The organism is Psychrobacter sp. CR212, from assembly GCF_059693765.1.
Window position 1 is genome coordinate 35,970 of the sequence record NZ_JCATIF010000002.1, and the last position, 16,126, is coordinate 52,095.

Annotated in this window: 14 protein-coding genes; 11 read left to right on the forward strand and 3 right to left on the reverse strand. The window is 45.0% G+C overall.

All coding sequences use genetic code 11. From position 1 onward, the window contains the following. Positions 1-3: 3 nt before the first annotated feature. The 5 genes from nuoK to AC58CZ_RS04545 all read left to right on the forward strand — a co-directional run bounded on the left by nuoK (position 4) and on the right by AC58CZ_RS04545 (position 6,295). Complete coding sequence (gene nuoK / locus AC58CZ_RS04525) at positions 4-312, forward strand: NADH-quinone oxidoreductase subunit NuoK (RefSeq protein WP_025653102.1); 309 nt, start codon at positions 4-6, stop codon at positions 310-312. A gap of 4 nt (positions 313-316) precedes the next feature. Next, the gene (gene nuoL, locus AC58CZ_RS04530) at positions 317-2,191 is read left to right on the forward strand and encodes an NADH-quinone oxidoreductase subunit L (RefSeq protein WP_494223935.1); all 1,875 of its coding nucleotides are present in this window, start codon (positions 317-319) and stop codon (positions 2,189-2,191) included. A 5-nt stretch (positions 2,192-2,196) separates the two neighbouring features. Then, positions 2,197-3,819: an NADH-quinone oxidoreductase subunit M gene (gene nuoM / locus AC58CZ_RS04535; protein ID WP_494223964.1), complete on the forward strand. Its 1,623-nt coding sequence runs from the start codon at positions 2,197-2,199 to the stop codon at positions 3,817-3,819. A gap of 3 nt (positions 3,820-3,822) precedes the next feature. Then, positions 3,823-5,301 (forward strand): NADH-quinone oxidoreductase subunit NuoN, encoded by a 1,479-nt coding sequence (nuoN, locus tag AC58CZ_RS04540; RefSeq protein ID WP_071003293.1) that lies wholly within the window; start codon positions 3,823-3,825, stop codon positions 5,299-5,301. Between the two features lie 178 nt (positions 5,302-5,479). Continuing rightward, positions 5,480-6,295 carry a ferredoxin--NADP reductase gene (locus AC58CZ_RS04545; RefSeq protein ID WP_494223934.1) on the forward strand — a complete coding sequence of 272 codons (816 nt, stop codon included), beginning with the start codon at positions 5,480-5,482 and terminating at the stop codon, positions 6,293-6,295. 101 nt (positions 6,296-6,396) lie between these two features. Here AC58CZ_RS04545 and AC58CZ_RS04550 read toward each other — a convergent pair whose 3' ends face one another. Then, positions 6,397-7,176 (reverse strand): hypothetical protein, encoded by a 780-nt coding sequence (locus AC58CZ_RS04550; RefSeq protein WP_227674292.1) that lies wholly within the window; start codon positions 7,174-7,176, stop codon positions 6,397-6,399. A 351-nt stretch (positions 7,177-7,527) separates the two neighbouring features. Here AC58CZ_RS04550 and AC58CZ_RS04555 point away from each other — a divergent pair, with 351 nt between their 5' ends. Both AC58CZ_RS04555 and AC58CZ_RS04560 read left to right on the forward strand, forming a co-directional pair. Next, a complete protein-coding gene (locus AC58CZ_RS04555; protein WP_494223933.1) occupies positions 7,528-8,415 on the forward strand; it encodes a TonB family protein in 888 nt (295 codons plus the stop codon). A 159-nt stretch (positions 8,416-8,574) separates the two neighbouring features. Next, entirely contained in the window at positions 8,575-9,450 is an 876-nt protein-coding gene (locus AC58CZ_RS04560) for a mechanosensitive ion channel domain-containing protein (RefSeq protein ID WP_494223932.1), read from the forward strand. Between the two features lie 11 nt (positions 9,451-9,461). Here AC58CZ_RS04560 and ybeY read toward each other — a convergent pair whose 3' ends face one another. Together ybeY and AC58CZ_RS04570 are read right to left on the reverse strand one after the other, a co-directional pair. Continuing rightward, positions 9,462-10,067 (reverse strand): rRNA maturation RNase YbeY, encoded by a 606-nt coding sequence (gene ybeY, locus AC58CZ_RS04565; RefSeq protein WP_494223931.1) that lies wholly within the window; start codon positions 10,065-10,067, stop codon positions 9,462-9,464. Positions 10,068-10,369: 302 nt separating this feature from the next. Then, complete coding sequence (locus AC58CZ_RS04570; protein ID WP_494223963.1) at positions 10,370-11,455, reverse strand: PhoH family protein; 1,086 nt, start codon at positions 11,453-11,455, stop codon at positions 10,370-10,372. A gap of 608 nt (positions 11,456-12,063) precedes the next feature. Here AC58CZ_RS04570 and AC58CZ_RS04575 point away from each other — a divergent pair. The 4 genes from AC58CZ_RS04575 (at position 12,064) to AC58CZ_RS04590 (ending at position 16,047) form a co-directional block, all read left to right on the forward strand. After that, on the forward strand, positions 12,064-13,371 hold the full coding sequence (locus AC58CZ_RS04575; RefSeq protein WP_494223930.1) for an FAD-dependent monooxygenase: 1,308 nt from the start codon (positions 12,064-12,066) through the stop codon (positions 13,369-13,371). Between the two features lie 108 nt (positions 13,372-13,479). Then, positions 13,480-14,739 carry an FAD-dependent oxidoreductase gene (locus AC58CZ_RS04580; RefSeq protein ID WP_494223929.1) on the forward strand — a complete coding sequence of 420 codons (1,260 nt, stop codon included), beginning with the start codon at positions 13,480-13,482 and terminating at the stop codon, positions 14,737-14,739. 81 nt (positions 14,740-14,820) lie between these two features. Continuing rightward, positions 14,821-15,438, forward strand: coding sequence for an OmpA family protein (locus AC58CZ_RS04585; protein ID WP_494223928.1), 618 nt, complete (start codon positions 14,821-14,823; stop codon positions 15,436-15,438). Between the two features lie 12 nt (positions 15,439-15,450). Then, positions 15,451-16,047 carry an OmpA family protein gene (locus tag AC58CZ_RS04590; RefSeq protein ID WP_494223927.1) on the forward strand — a complete coding sequence of 199 codons (597 nt, stop codon included), beginning with the start codon at positions 15,451-15,453 and terminating at the stop codon, positions 16,045-16,047. Positions 16,048-16,126: the final 79 nt, after the last annotated feature.

The following is a 16,126-nucleotide window of genomic DNA, read 5'->3' on the forward strand; positions in this document are numbered from 1 at the left end:
GTACTGGGTATGATACCCATGAGCCATGGACTGATTTTGGCAGGAATTTTATTTGCCATTGGTCTATGCGGTGTCATGGTACGACGCAACTTTCTATTTATGCTCATGAGCCTTGAGATCATGATGAATGCGGCGGCACTGGCATTTGTGGTGGCGGGGAGTCGCTGGGTCGATCCAGACGGACAGATTATGTTTATCTTTATTTTGACGTTGGCTGCGGCTGAAGCGTCAATTGGTCTGGCAATATTATTGCGGTTTTATCATCAGCGTGGGCATCTCGATGTCGATAGCGCCAATGAGATGAAAGGATGATGTCATGAGTTTATTACCATTAACCTTTATATTCCCGCTCATTGGCTTTTTGATTTTAGCCTTTATGCGTGACAAATTATCAGAGACGGTCGCAGCGATTGTTGGTGTTGGTAGCATGCTGTTATCAGCATTATGTACGCTGGTCGTTAGCTATACCTTTTTGACCACCAATCCCGCTGGAACGGTCGTACAGGTTCCACTGTGGACATGGTTCCAAGTGGGCGACTTCGCGCCGCATTTTGGCTTGAGTTTTGATGGCTTAGCACTGACTATGACCGGCGTTATCACTGGCATCGGCTTTTTGATTCATCTATTTGCTTCTTGGTATATGAAAGGCGACACTGGCTTTGCCCGATTCTTTAGCTATATGAATTTGTTCGTGGCCAGTATGTTATTACTGGTGCTAGCAGATGACTTGTTCTTGCTTTATCTCGGATGGGAAGGCGTGGGTATCTGCTCATATTTGTTGATTGGTTATTATTACCATGACAGAGCCAACGGTCGTGCGGCTATGAAAGCCTTTACCGTCACGCGTGTTGGTGATGTGTTCTTAGCCTTTGGTTTATTTTTATTATTCCGCGAATTCGGTACGCTTAATATTCAAGAGATTATTACGCGCGCGCCAGAAGTGTTTGATGTCAACAACCCAACGATGATGCTAACCACGATGATGTTGGTCGGCGGCGCGATGGGTAAATCAGCGCAGTTGCCACTACACACATGGCTTGCTGATGCGATGGCAGGTCCAACACCCGTATCGGCATTGATTCACGCGGCAACAATGGTAACGGCTGGCGTTTATCTGATTGCCCGCTTGCATCCATTGTTTGAGTTGACCCCAGGCATCTTATTATATTGGGTTGGTGGCGTCGGGGCATTGACGCTGGTCGTTGCTGGATTCTGTGCGCTCGCGCAAACAGACATCAAACGTATCCTTGCGTATTCAACCATGAGTCAAATTGGCTATATGTTCTTAGCGCTTGGCGTGGGTGCGTGGCAAGGGGCAATCTTCCATTTGATGACCCATGCTTTCTTTAAAGCATTGCTATTCTTATCATCAGGTGCGGTTATTCTTGCGGTACATCACGAGCAAGATATCTTTAAGATGGGCGGTCTGCGTAAAAAGATACCATTGGTATTTTGGTGTTATATCATTGGTGGCGGTGCGCTCGCTGCGATACCTTGGGTCACCGTTGGTTTTTATTCTAAAGAAGCGATTCTTTGGGAAACTTATGCCACAGGTCACTTAGTATTATTCTATATGGGTGTGTTCGGCGCATTCTTAACCGCAATCTATACATTCCGTATGATTTGGATCATATTCTTCGGTGAAGAAAAAACCCATGCGCACAAGCTATCAGGGGTGTCGTACTGGTTACCTTTAACGGTATTACTTGTATTGTCTACCGCTGTTGGTGCTTGGATTACGCCGCCACTACAAGGTGTATTGCCAGAGAGCGTGGGTCATCTATTAGAAGTCGCGGGTCAAGACCATGCTAAGCACACCGCAGAGTATATCGCGATGGGTGCGATGGTGGCCGGTTTGATATTGGCAGCACTATTATATGTCGTCAATAAAGGTCGCATGCTCACGAGCTTTAAGCGCTCACGTATTGGCGGGGCGCTATATCATTGGTGTTATCACGGTCTAGGTTTTGATGCGCTATACGATATAATTTTTGTAAAGCCCTTTTTGTTCATCGGCCGCTTATTAAAAGCCGACCCTATCGATAAAACGTGGCTATTCTTGCCTAAGCTGGCTTCGGCAGGTAATAAAGTATTGTCTGCGACGCAAACAGGGTCTCTTCGAGGTTATGCCACAAGCTTTGGCTTGGGTATGGCTGTATTGCTGGTGCTGGTAATGATAACGGTGGTGTAAAGATGATGGAGTTACAACAAACGTGGATGCTGCCAGCATTAATCGCAATTCCTTTTATTGCAGGATTGCTATGCTGGTTGGTGGAGCGATTTAATAAACGTCTGCCGCGCTGGATTGCCTTGATCGGTATGATGTTGACCTTTGCTTTGTCATTAGTACTTTGGCAGCAGGGTGATTTTAGCGGTATGAGTAAGCAGGTCATCGCGCCAGATGCTGCCGTGCCTTGGGTCGCTGAATTTAGTGTGCCGTGGATACCGAGCTTTGGTATTAGCTTTCACTTGGCGCTAGATGGTTTGTCACTGATGATGGTAGTCTTAACAGGCTTGCTTGGTGTGGCAGCTGTTGCCTGTTCGTGGAATGAGATTCAGCGCCGCGTTGGCTTTTTCCACCTAAACTTGCTATGGAGTTTGGGCGGCGTTATCGGGGTTTTCTTAGCGATTGATCTGTTCTTATTCTTCTTCTTTTGGGAGATGATGCTGGTTCCTATCTATTTCTTGATCGCGCTTTGGGGTCATGATGTGGTTGGCAAAACCAAAGAATACGCCGCAACCAAATTCTTTATCTATACCCAAGCGTCTGGGCTTATCATGCTCATCGGTATTTTGGTATTGGTCATTATCAGCTACGCCCAAACTGGGGTGGTCAGCTTTAACTATAATGACTTGCTCGGTACGTCACTTGGCGGCTGGGAATATCCCATCATGCTGTGCTTCTTCATTGGTTTTGCGGTGAAGTTGCCTATTGTACCTTTTCATGGCTGGTTGCCAGATGCGCATGCGCAAGCACCAACGGCAGGTTCGGTGGATTTGGCAGGTGTGCTCATTAAGACTGCCGCCTATGGTTTGATTCGTTTTGTCTTACCATTATTTCCAGCCGCGTCACAAGAGTTTGCACCGATAGCTATAACTCTAGGTACGATTGGTATCTTCTACGGTGCTTGGCTCGCGTTTATGCAGACCGACATGAAGCGTTTGCTAGCGTATACCAGTATCTCGCACATGGGCTTTGTGGTATTAGCAATCTATGCTGGAACATTACTCAGCTTACAAGGTCTGATGATTCAGATGCTTGCTCATGGCTTGAGCTCAGCCGCACTATTTATCATGGCAGGGCAGCTATATGAGCGTCTGCATACACGTGATTTGACCTTGATGGGTGGTATGTGGGGACAGTTCCGTTACTACGCACCGATATTGATGTTCTTCTGTGCAGCGTTGCTGGGTATTCCAGGTACAGGTAACTTCATTGGCGAGTTCATGATTTTGTTTGGCTCCTTTGCTCAGTATCCTGTGTTTGTGGTATTTGCGACATTCAGCTTGGTGCTTGCAGGTCTATACTCACTTATTTTGATTCATCGCGCGTTATTTGGTGAAAACAACATCGCTGCATTGGCAGAGCGAGAGACTAAGTCACATGGTTTGCCTGCACGTAGATTAAAAGATTTGGGCAAGCGCGAGCTGTCATTACTATTGATGTTAGCGGCTGGTTTGGTATGGCTCGGATTATATCCACAGCCGTTCCTTGATACCTCAAGTCACGCGATGCAGTGGATCAACAACGCATATATATACAGTCAAGTGACACAGGTAGATGCGTCGCAACTGCTTGATGTAATGGAGGCACGTTAAGTCATGAATGAGATTACAATGAATGATTTGATAGGGCTTGTGCCTTACGCGCCGATTATCGCCGTAGTGATTACGGTACTCGTGGTGATGATTGCCATCACTATCAAGCGCTCGCATATGGTCACTGGTACAATCACCGTGGTCGGTTTGAATATTGCTCTGGTTACGTTACTTGGGCAAATGACAGGCTTTATTGAAAGCGGTGCTATTGCGCCAAATGCTGAGCAGTTATTTGTGATTGATAACTTTGCTCAGTTCAATATGGTGATAGTTCTAGTTTGTGCCTTGGCGTGTTGTACGCTATCGTATGCGTATCTGGCCGATCTAAAAGACAATAAAGAAGAGCTATACTTGCTCATGCTGCTATCGACCATTGGTGCATTACTCATGGTAAGCGCGCAGCATATGGCATCATTCTTTATGAGTCTAGAGATGCTGTCAGTGCCTTTATATGGTTTGCTCGCTTATACTTATATGCGTAACCGCTCGCTTGAGTCAGGACTAAAATATCTAGTATTGTCGGCGACAGCGTCAGCGACTTTACTCATGGGTATGGCCTTTATCTATGCAGAAGTAGGCTCGTTGGCATTTAAGCCAATCAGCATGGTGCTAGGCAATATTTTTGAATCGCCACTACTGATATTGGGTGCGGCGATGATGATGTTTGGTATTGCCTTTAAACTCTCGGCTGCGCCCTTTCATATGTGGACGCCAGATGTTTATGAAGGCGCGCCTGTCCCTATTGCGACCTTTTTGGCGTCTGTCTCAAAAGTTGCCATGATGGCGCTAGCGGTTCGATTCTTAATCGATACCTCTTTATTGGCATTGCCATCGGTACAAATGTTATTAATGGTGATGGCAACCTTGTCTATCTTGGTAGGTAACTTGTTGGCTGTGCGTCAGACCAGCCTCAAACGTCTATTGGGTTATTCATCCATTGCGCATATGGGTTATGTGATGATCGTCATCGTCAGTATTGGCGCTGCTGCTGATAGCATCTCTAGTATGTATATGGCGGTGTATGCCTTTACGTCTATCGGTGCCTTTGGTGTGGTGACATTGATGTCGAGTCCATATCGCCTATCTGGTGAGGCCGATGAGTTGACACATTATCAAGGGCTATTCTGGCGTCGTCCAGTATTGACGGCTGTGATGACTATCATGATGTTATCACTGGCTGGTATTCCATTGACCGCAGGCTTTATCACCAAGTTATTTGCGATATTGGCTGCTGTACAAGGAACCAACTGGTTCTTAGCAGCGATGATTATCCTAGGTAGTGCGATTGGTCTATTCTACTACTTGCGCGTGTTACTCACACTGTTCAAACGTCCTAAGCAGTTCATCGAGTTTGACGTGTCCGGACAATGGGGTATTCGTACCGGCGGTATTATGGTTATTGCGGTGACGGCAATTATCCTGTTCTTTGGTATTTTGCCAAATAGTATGATCGAATGGGCAAGCTTGGCTCGTATTTGGTAGATTCAATGATTTATGCGATAAGATAAGCCATTTGTTGCTTATCTGTTGTTACGGTTAAAAAACCAAGATGCGCCCGCTTTATGATAAGCTTGGCGCATCTTTTTTTTGCTTAATTTTTGTCTTTGGCAAAGCTATCTTATAAAAATACCATTTAATAAAATATGAGTGATGAACAGTTATGAGTGATAATATTCAAACGGTAACGGTGCTCAGCAAAACCACATGGACGCCAAATTTATTTAGCTTTACCGTCAGCCGTCCTGATAGTTTTAAGTTTACTGCCGGACAGTTTGTGCGCTTGGGTGTCAATCCGAGTCAATTAAAATATTACCAACAGGTTGAGGCAAGTGATGAAGCATTGAATGAAGATATCTTTCGAGCGTATTCGATTGTGTCTTCGCCATTCGATGAGGTGCTAGAGTTTTTTTCTATTGTGATTCCTGATGGTGCCTTTACCTCACAGCTGCAACATTTACAAGTGGGCGATGAGTTACTGCTTAATACCATGCCATTTGGATTCTTAACGTTAGCGCGTTATCAAAAACCATTGCCAAAGGATTTGTGGCTGCTCGCGACAGGGACTGGTCTTGCACCATTTTTATCGATGCTACAAGACCTAAAGACATGGGAAGATTACGAGCATATCGTACTAGCCTATAGCGCACGCTCGACGGATGAGCTTGCGTACGTTGAGCAAATCGAGCGCTTGCAAGACGATTTTGGCTCGCTGGTTGATAATCCAGCAAAGCTGATCTTTATTCCTATCGTCACCCGAGAGACTGTCGACGGCGCGTTATCAGAGCGTCTGCCAAAGCTGTTATTAGAAGGCACGTTGCAAGCGCGCGCGGGTATCGATTTGGATGTCGATACGACGCATGTCATGCTATGTGGTAATCCAGATATGGTAGAAGACACTAAAGAAGCGTTAAAGACACTAGGATTGGTGATGAATCGACGCGGTGAGGGTAATATCGCTGTTGAGAACTATTGGTAGGGGCAGCTAACGATTGTCTTATTTAATAAAAAACGCTACATCTATCAGGCTAACAACCTGTGAGATGTAGCGTTTTTTTTGGAGACATCGTTTATGGATCGTTATTCTTGGCTGGGTTCGGTGGCATCGTCTACAGGGTTGATAGGGCCTTGCATCAATTGCGGCTCATCATCGTCGCTAATGATATCTTCGTTATTGCTTGAGGCCAATAAGTCACGATAGTTAATCTGCGCCTTCAAAACCATTTGCTCTTCTTCAAGCTTTCCATAGTTGACCTGTACTTTATACAATGTACTCATGATCTTTTTGTTGTTTTTTAGCCAGCGGTTAATATCGAGGTAAATCACTTCGTCTTTTGGGCGAGCAATATTGACGTAGGAGAGAATAAAGCCCAATGGGTCTTTTTTGAGGACGCTATGATAAAACCAAATAGCAAGCTTGATCCCTTGGCGCTTAACAAAAGACTCGCAGCGTAGATTTAATATATCAGTATACGTCTGCTGACCAAACACAAAACGTTGGACATTACGATCGAGCTGCACATGTATCAAACTAAAATTACTGGCCACTTCGGCGTAAATACCGCCAGCATCAACCGTACAGTATAAGCGAAACCAATCATCATGCATTTCAACGCGCAGCTCTAGTATGGCTTTTACATTATCCGTTACAAAGCTTTGTAGCGCCTCGTTGACGTATTTTTGTGCGACTGGTAGGGATATCTCATCTTCGAGTTTGTCTGTCGTTTTATGATAGATGTCTTTAACCGATTGAGCGATACGCTCCCAACCACTATCAAGTGACTCGTCAAAACGATAGCCGATGTTCTCAAAGAACTCGTCAAAACTGTCTGAATTATTCACGTTATCAAAGTCGCTCAAACTTATTATCCTTATAATTATAGGGCTTAGCACCAGCGTTTTAAAACAGTATATAACAAATACAGTGGCTTCAAAATGGACACATGCGTTTTATGACAATTCATTTGATATCATGAGTGTTATACCTGTTTTATAATGTTTTTGTCGATATAGTTTTTCTTAAGGCGATAAATGTTTTATTAAATGAATCAAAGGTCATAAACACTGAAGGATTAGGTCAAAACTATGCCATTGATGGTTAGGCTAGCGACATAGTTTTATGTCATGTTATGATAGCGCCGACATATATCGTGCATATCACTACATGCTCATTTATAAACCATACGCCTTACCTATCAGCTGAGACCCATTGTGGCCTATATCAAAGACTCACAAAGCTACCATTTTTCGGCGCAGCCTCCCAAGCGTGATGTGAGCTTACCTGTAGCGATTGTCATTGCGGTCGCCATACACGTACTGATTATTTTTGGTATCAGCTTTTCGATGGGTAAAGACCCGGCGGCAATGATGCAAGATGTGGCAAAAGCGCTCACCGACAATATGCAGCCAAATGATGACGCTCATTTTATTGCCAACGCCTCACAAGAAGGCGGCGGCACCATAGAGGAGCGACTGAGACAAGAGAATGACCAAATGAGTCCATTGTCTGCTGAGCAAATGAGCGAGACACAAGACGTCATCAATCTACAGCGCCAAGTTCGACAGCAGCGCTATCAAGAGAGCTATCTGCGCACCACGTTAAGCTGGCGTCGGGCGAGCGTAGAGTCGGATAATGATAGCAAACAAGCACAAGATGACATCATGGCACAAGAAGCGCGTCTGCGTAAGCAAATCGCTACTTTAGAAGCGCAATTGTCTCAACGTCAGCAAGTCTATGCGACCAAATCCAAAGTGGTCACTATGGATAGTAACTCGACCACGCGCGGGGCAGCAGCTGACTATATCAATACCTTCCGTGAGCATGTCGAGCGTGTCGGCAATCTGCATTATCCTGTTCAAGCACGGGCGCAAGGCATTACGGGTGAAGTGCGGCTCATGGTCATCATTAGTAATAATGGCAATATTAAAGCCATTCGTCTGCTAGAAAGCTCAAATTCGACGATACTGGATGAGGCCGCAAAACAGTCAGTACGACAAGCAGCACCTTTTGGACAATTCACCAAAGAGATGAGTGATATTGTCGAGTTACGACTGATACGTACTTATCGCTATAGCGACGAAGTGGATGTCACCTACTAACGCCACAAAACTAAAACTACAAAACTAAAGCGATAAAGAATCAGTGACACGATAAATAAACATAGAATATCAACGAATACGTCATAATATTTGACGACAATAATTAAGATTAATCGACACCCAAATTTATAACACACCGCTATCGAGTAAAGAGTTAGTATGGAATTTTTAGGTTTTACAGTAGATGTTGCAACGCTCACCAGCAATGCCCTAGAGATCGTCATTAAAGTGGCTTTGGCAATAATTATATTTATCGTTGGACGTTGGCTTGCCAAAAAAGCAGTCGACTTTTCTGGCCGTCTCATGGCGCGTAGTCATTTAGATGAAACAGTCTCTGGCTTTTTAAGCCGTCTGTTGTATGGCGTGCTATTGGTTGTCGTAGTCTTAGCCGCACTTAGCAAAGTTGGCGTACAGACCACCTCGGTCGTTGCTATCTTGGGCGGTGCCGCGGTTGCAGTTGGTTTGTCACTAAAGGATCAATTATCAAATTTTGCCGCTGGCATTATGATCGTGACTTTTCGCCCATTTGTACGCGGTGATTATGTGCAGATCAGCAGCTATACGGGTACAGTGACCGAGATTACCTTGATCAACACGCATCTAACGACCATTAACAATCATGACATCATTATTCCTAACAGCGACATCACAACCTCAGCGGTGGTCAACTATACAGCACTACCCAATCGCCGCGTCGATATCACCGTGGGCATTGGCTATGATGCAGATATCAAAACGGCCAAAGATCTGATGCTGAGCCTCGCCAGAAATAACCCGTTATCTTTTACCGATCCTGAGCCTATTGTACGAGTGACCAATCTTGGTGACAATTCAGTTGATTTGACATTGAACGTGTGGACAACCAATGCTGACTGGTGGACCATGCAGTGCCAGTTGCTTGAGCAGTTCAAACACGCATTGGATGATGAGGATATTGAGATTCCATTCCCGCAGCGTAGTGTTCATGTCAAAGGCTTGGATCAAATGATCAATCAAATGGGTCAAGCGCAAAAGCTGCTGACCACTAAAGATTGATTGAGACTGAATCAAAGATAAGGATTTGGTAGGTTTAGGCCTGCCAAAATCTCAATCTCAAAGCGCTCCATCTCATCTTGCTCGGCCTCTCCGAGTTCATGATCAAAACCCAGTAGGTGCAGTATGCCATGTATCAGCAAATGGCTAATATGCTGCACCAAGGTTTTGTCTTGCTCTTGTGCCTCACGTACCATGACCTCATGACAGATAATAAGCTCACCAAGAGACAGTGTTGGCATTAGTCCGATGATGGCGACAGGCAACTCACTTGGATAAGACAAAATATTGGTCGCATAGTCCTTACCGCGCGCCTCTAAATTGAGGGCTTGGCCTTCGATTTCATCTGTAATATATATATCCAAAGTTTTAGGTTTTTCTTGCCACAGCTCAGAATCGATATCTGCAAAGTAGGGTAGTGTCACACCTTCATTGATGCGCGCGTTCATATAATCTAAAGTCGCCATCATGACATATAATAGATACTTACGATCATAAAACGTATCAAGCGTCTCATCATCGATACTATCGGCTGCATTAATATCCAGTGCTACCAAGCTGTCATCATCATTAGTGGCACTATGATCTTGGTGGCTATTATTACTGTCAAATTGGTTCATATCGTTGTCCTGTTTTATTATAAATGGGCGTGTTTAGTTGGCTATACTCAATCTAGACCATGCCTCACCCAAGTAATGCTAAACCTAAGCAATCTCTGCCAAGAAAAAACCGGACTACTTTAGTAATCCGGTTTTTCTATGCAAAATAAATCTTTATAGTAAATTGTTCCAGCATTATTATAGTTGATCCAATTTAAGAGCGGTACAAGGCAACCGAGTGCAGATGTATATGTCATACTTCAAGCGAGGTTAATGCTATAACGCTTTTAATGCTATAACGCTTTTATAGTGGATTGACTATATTATAGTTTGGCAGCAGCATTAGCCACAGCTTGTCTACGTTCTTGTTCTTTGATACGTTCAAACTTACGTTTTTCTTCTAGAGCCAGTTGCTCTTCATCGTATACGTCATAAGCTTCAACGATTTGTTGTACCAACTGATGGCGTACCACGTCTTTTGAATCAAATTTGGTGATATGAATCTCTTCGATGTCTTTTAAGATCTCCATCGCCTGCGCGAGACCTGACTTATGACCGCGCGGCAAATCGACCTGCGTGATGTCACCAGTAATCACTGCACGTGAGCCAAAGCCCAAACGTGTCAAAAACATTTTCATCTGTTCAGGCGTCGTGTTCTGTGCTTCATCCAAAATGACAAATGAGTTATTGAGCGTACGACCACGCATATAAGCAAGTGGGGCGATTTCAATAATCTGACGCTCGATCATTTTACCGACTTTTTCAAACCCGATCATCTCATACAGCGCGTCATACAATGGACGTAAGTAAGGGTCAATCTTTTGCGTCAAATCACCAGGCAAGAACCCCAGCTTTTCGCCAGCTTCTACCGCTGGACGTACGAGTAGGATACGCTCAATCTCGTTACGCTCAAGCATATCGACCGCACAGGCAACCGCCAGATAGGTTTTACCAGTACCAGCAGGGCCAATACCAAATGAAACATCAGAGCTTAAGACGTTTTTTACGTAGCGCTGCTGATTGCCACCGCGCGGTATGATGCGACCTTTGCGCGTACGCAGACTGACAGGCGTAAACTCATTAGCCTCATCTGATTCTGCATCCTCGATATCATCATCCTGCTCGTCGTCGTCCATATCCTCATCACGCGAGATGCTAGATTGAATAATCAGATGCAGCTCTTCTGCGCTGATATCCTTGGTGTTTTGGGCTTCATCGACCATCTTGTAGATGATACGCTCACCGCGCTCGACAGCAGTCACATCGCCACTTAAGCAAAAATCGCCTTGGCGTTGGATGATTTTGATATCGAGGCGTTCTTGGATGTATTTCATGTGATTGTTATATTCGCCAAGCACGGTTTTGAGCTGTGCTGGCGTTAGGGATTCGAACTTTATACGGCGGCTCATGGTATCAGTCAAGCGATTATCCTTGTATTGTGTGCCCGGCGCTGTGATTTCATTTTGATAGCGTCACGGGTTTCAGAGATAAAATGGTTAATGGCGTTATATGGGTGTTGAGTAGTTATAGTAAATACTAAAAATGACGGTAATATTATTGTTGGTTTTGTGGAAGATAATAAATAAAAGTCTTGCCTTCATTATGGTAGAGAATTTTTAAAATTCAAGCGATACATTGAGCAGATAGCGTTGTTTTTGTATGTCGATTGCAATCAACACAAAGGCCTACTCCAAATCGAGTCAACAGCATGTCTATTAAGTTCATTTATCAGTTAGATAACATCATTAGTGAAAAGTAACGCTCGCATTGAAATATTGATAAGTTGAGTTTTTACTGATTTTACTAATATAAACCTTGCTTGCGATGAGGATGGACGAACGATTTGTCTACGGTTAAGAGCGCAGCATGATAGGCAATTTGTGGTAATCTATGAGCGATATTACAGCACTTTACGATTGAGTCAGAAGCGGCCTTTACCAGATAAAGGCTATCCAATAAAACACCTATCAATCGCTAAAGACGTGTCTGCCCAACAATTATAATAGGAACAACAACGATGCAAGAGACAGGTTCACCTTTATCCAATTCTAAAAGCCTACCTGAAAGAAGAGAAGCAATCACCGACCAGCAAGTGCTTATCGTCGGTGGCGGTCATGTCGGTTTGTCTTTTGCCTTACTACTGGCGCATCACGGCATTGCTAGCACGTTATTAGAAAAAAACCGTTATCCAACCATCAGTCCGACCGATGACCGTACGCGCAGTCATTATCTAGACAGTCGTAATACAGCGTTATCTCGGCGTACGGTACAGATCTATCAAGAGATTGGATTGTGGGATGAATTGCAAAGCCATGCGTGCCGAATTGATAGCGTGCAAATTAGTGAGCAAGGTAGCTTTGGGCGCGCGCAACTGAACAAAGTCGAAGAGAAAGTAGAATCCTTTGGACAAGTCATTGAAAACGCGTGGCTAGGGCGTAAGCTCTTATTAGCCGCACAGCAGTCGCCACTTATTACCTTGATTGATAATGCCAGTGTCAACGCCGTTGCCCAACAAGCGGACGGCGTGACGCTGAGCTTTAGCAACGATGACGCAGTAGAAAATGAGCAACAGCTACAAGCCAGCGTGTTAGTCGCTTGTGATGGACGCGATTCTACGGTACGTCAGTTGTTAAATATCGGCACCACAACCTATGACTATCAGCAAACCGCTATCGTTGGTGTGGTAGAGACCGATAGACCGCATGAGCATGTGGCGATTGAGCGTTTTAGCCCAGCAGGGCCGCTAGCTGTGCTGCCACTGACGGATCCAGAGGGCGACGGCAATGATGAATATCAACACGGTTATAGACGATCTGTGGTTTGGGTCTGTCCAACAGGTGAAGAAACCAAATATCTAGAAGACGACGCGCAGTTCTTGCAGACGCTACAGCAAGCGTTTGGACAACGCGCGGGCACGTTTGTCGCCGCTGGTCGCCGCGGCGCGTATCCGTTATCGCGTGTGCTAGCAGATAAGCAGGTCGAGGGTCGCTGCGTTATCATGGGCAATGCCGCTCATACTTTGCATCCTGTTGCGGGTCAAGGGTTCAATCTGTGTATGCGAGATGCTCATGTATTGGCGCAGATGATGAGCGCACAAGTGCTCAAAGGCGAGGACATCGGTAATGCACAATTACTAAAGCGCTATGAAAAAGCGCGTCAAACGGATCAAAAACGAGTGATTCGCTTTTGTGATGCCGTGGTACATGGCTTTACCCATCCTAATCCCGCCATTAAGTTTGTACGTAATATGGCATTACTGGCCTTTGATAAATTGCCAAATATCAAGCCATTGGTGGCAACCTACGCGATGGGTCTAAAGTCATAACAGCGTATCAAAATACGATTTTCTCAAAATATACAATAAATAAGAGGGGAGTCGTCCGTGCATCATTTATAGGATGATGGATGGACAATGCTCCAAAAAGGAGAGTTTATGAAAGACAATCATACGCTGATTATCGGTGGCGGTATCGTTGGGGCAACGCTCGCGTTAAAGCTGGCACGAAATAAAATGCCAGTGACATTGGTTGATGCCCGTCCTGCGCGTGACGAGTCAGCGTGGCAACAAATGCTTGGCAAGCGAGATGCCCGTGTTTATGCGCTGAGCCTCGCCAGCATTGCGCTGTTAAAAGACGTAGGCGCTTGGCAAAAGATAGCGCTATCAGGACGCAAGGCGGATTACTCGCAAATGCAGGTTTGGCAGTTGAACGGCATGGGCGAGCTATTATTTGGTGATAGTCATGACCAGAGCGCTGCGCCTGAGATACTCGGTAGTATGGTGGAGCCAGCCGTTATTGAGCACGCCTTATGGCAGCGTTTGCATGAAGCGGATGTCAGCGACTATCTGACCGTTATCGCTGGGCATAAAGTGGTCAATATGGACTGGCTAGGCGCGCGACAAGGCTACCGTGTAACCTTAGATAATGGAACAGCGATTGATGCGCGTCTGTTGGTTGGGGCTGATGGGCGTGGCTCATTTGTCCGTCAGCAAGCAGGCATTGGACTTGATACGCTTGATTATAATCAAACAGCGATTTGCTGTGCGATTCAGACCGAGAAACCGCACCAAGCGACTGCTCGTCAAGCCATGTTGCCAACGGGGACGCTAGCGCTATTGCCGCTAGCGGATATTACTGATGACGATAAGGCAAATCCACAACATTGGCAATCTATCGTATGGACATTGCCGCGCAATCAGGCATTGGCATTGATAGAGGAAGACGAGCGCGTGATCGCTGATAAATTGGCCGCTGCCAGTCATTATGAGCTGGGCGCAATCGAGCAGATAGAGTCCATCGCCAGCTTTCCACTGACTGCGCAGCAAGCGAAGCGTTATGTACAGGACAACTTGGTACTAATAGGCGATGCCGCCCATGGCGTACATCCGCTGGCAGGTCAAGGGTTGAACCTCGGTATGCTCGATGTAAAAGTGTTGTGCGAGCAGTTGATGCATGACTTTACCCGTAGTGGTGGCACGCTGTGGGGCAGTAATCAAACGCTGCGTCATTATGAGCGCTCGCGTCGTCCGCATAATAGCCTGATGATGCATAGTTTCTCGGCACTGAACTGGCTGTTTGCAGGCTCGCTTGCGCAGATGCGTCCGATTCAGCAGATTCGCAGCGAAGGCATGTACCGCGTTGGCAAGATAAAACCACTCATGCGATTGTTTGCGAAGCAGGCGAGTGGGGTTTAGTTTGCTTGTTCTTAGTGACACAGAGTTAGTGACATAGCATGAGTATAAGTATGACCTATCATAACCAGTAAGGCATTCACTATGACAAAGTTTAAGACAACAAAATTCTCTACTGCCTTATGGATGATAGGAGCTGTGGTAATAGCAGGCTGCCAATCAGTGACTCCAGCCACAAGTAACATAGCACAAGAGGTTTTAAAGCCCTCCACTTGCGTGGTTGAACCGCCACCTGTTGATGAAAATGGCAAACCTATGCCAGTAGATTTGGACGATACATTGTCTATGGAGTTACGAGTGTTTTTCGATAAAGATAGTGCCGAAATAAAGGAACAATATACTCCGGAATTGAATAAGATCATAGCGTTCGCGGATCGCTGTTCTAACCTGACTTTTTTTGTCCAAGGGCATACCTCCAAAATTGAACAACAAGCCATTGACGAGAAAGCTCTACATCTCAAAAGCTCGTCTCAGCCACTGGAATTTATCTCATTAGCGAGTGCTCGTGCACAAAGTATCAAAAATTATTTGGCTAATCTTGACCTGCCAGCGCATAGAATTCGCACCTTTGATTGTAGCGCTGATAATCCTATTGCTCCTAATGATACCGAGGAGGGATCTATTATGAATCAGCGAGCGTTCGGTTGGATATCAGCGCGAGATAGGTATGATCAAATGTTACTCGAATGCAGAGAGTTTTAAAGGAAAAATATTATGAAAACTCAATTGGGAAATGCATTTTTAATTTTGGTAAGTGCTTTGGCGTTATCAGCCTGCCAAACATCTGTTTCACAAAATCAAGCAACTCAAACTATTAATGCCCCAGTTGCTAAAGTTATTTTAGACAGCGACGGTGATGGCGTACCTGACGATATAGACGAATGCCCAGGCACTCCAATAAACATAGTACCAGATGAACAGGGATGTCCTTCTTATAGTGACGATAATTTAGGTGTTAAAATAGAATATAGAGCTTTTTTTGCCAAGGGAAGTAGTGAGCTATCAAAAGAGTATCAGCTAGAGCTTGATAAAGTAGCCCAAAAGCTGCAAGAGTACAATACGGCAACGATGCGTATTGAGGCGCACGCTTCAACAGATGAAGTATCAGCTGTTGATGCAGTTTTGCAACCAAATGCTCTATCAAGAAATAGGGCGCTTATTGTCAAAAACTATCTAATAATGCAGCATCAAATTGATCCTAATCGTTTAAGTACTGCCAGTTATGGTGCTCAGCGGCCTATAGCCTCTTCTGATACCGAAGAGGGTAGGTCTATGAACCGCCGAGTTTATGGGTTAGCTCAAGAGCCTTAAAGCAACTTGTTTTATATCTCGATAAACGATTTGTGTACAGATTAATACGTTGAGTTTTAAGTAAATTTGCTATCGGTCT

Excerpts from the sequence above, each read along its gene's own strand:
- nuoL (WP_494223935.1), top strand. The coding sequence starts at position 317 with ATGAGTTTATTACCATTAACCTTTATATTCCCGCTCATTGGCTTTTTG.
- nuoM (WP_494223964.1), top strand. The coding sequence starts at position 2,197 with ATGGAGTTACAACAAACGTGGATGCTGCCAGCATTAATCGCAATTCCT.
- nuoN (WP_071003293.1), top strand. The coding sequence starts at position 3,823 with ATGAATGAGATTACAATGAATGATTTGATAGGGCTTGTGCCTTACGCG.
- AC58CZ_RS04545 (WP_494223934.1), top strand. The coding sequence starts at position 5,480 with ATGAGTGATAATATTCAAACGGTAACGGTGCTCAGCAAAACCACATGG.
- AC58CZ_RS04560 (WP_494223932.1), top strand. The coding sequence starts at position 8,575 with ATGGAATTTTTAGGTTTTACAGTAGATGTTGCAACGCTCACCAGCAAT.
- ybeY (WP_494223931.1), bottom strand. The coding sequence starts at position 10,067 with ATGAACCAATTTGACAGTAATAATAGCCACCAAGATCATAGTGCCACT.
- AC58CZ_RS04570 (WP_494223963.1), bottom strand. The coding sequence starts at position 11,455 with ATGAGCCGCCGTATAAAGTTCGAATCCCTAACGCCAGCACAGCTCAAA.
- AC58CZ_RS04575 (WP_494223930.1), top strand. The coding sequence starts at position 12,064 with ATGCAAGAGACAGGTTCACCTTTATCCAATTCTAAAAGCCTACCTGAA.
- AC58CZ_RS04580 (WP_494223929.1), top strand. The coding sequence starts at position 13,480 with ATGAAAGACAATCATACGCTGATTATCGGTGGCGGTATCGTTGGGGCA.
- AC58CZ_RS04585 (WP_494223928.1), top strand. The coding sequence starts at position 14,821 with ATGACAAAGTTTAAGACAACAAAATTCTCTACTGCCTTATGGATGATA.
- AC58CZ_RS04590 (WP_494223927.1), top strand. The coding sequence starts at position 15,451 with ATGAAAACTCAATTGGGAAATGCATTTTTAATTTTGGTAAGTGCTTTG.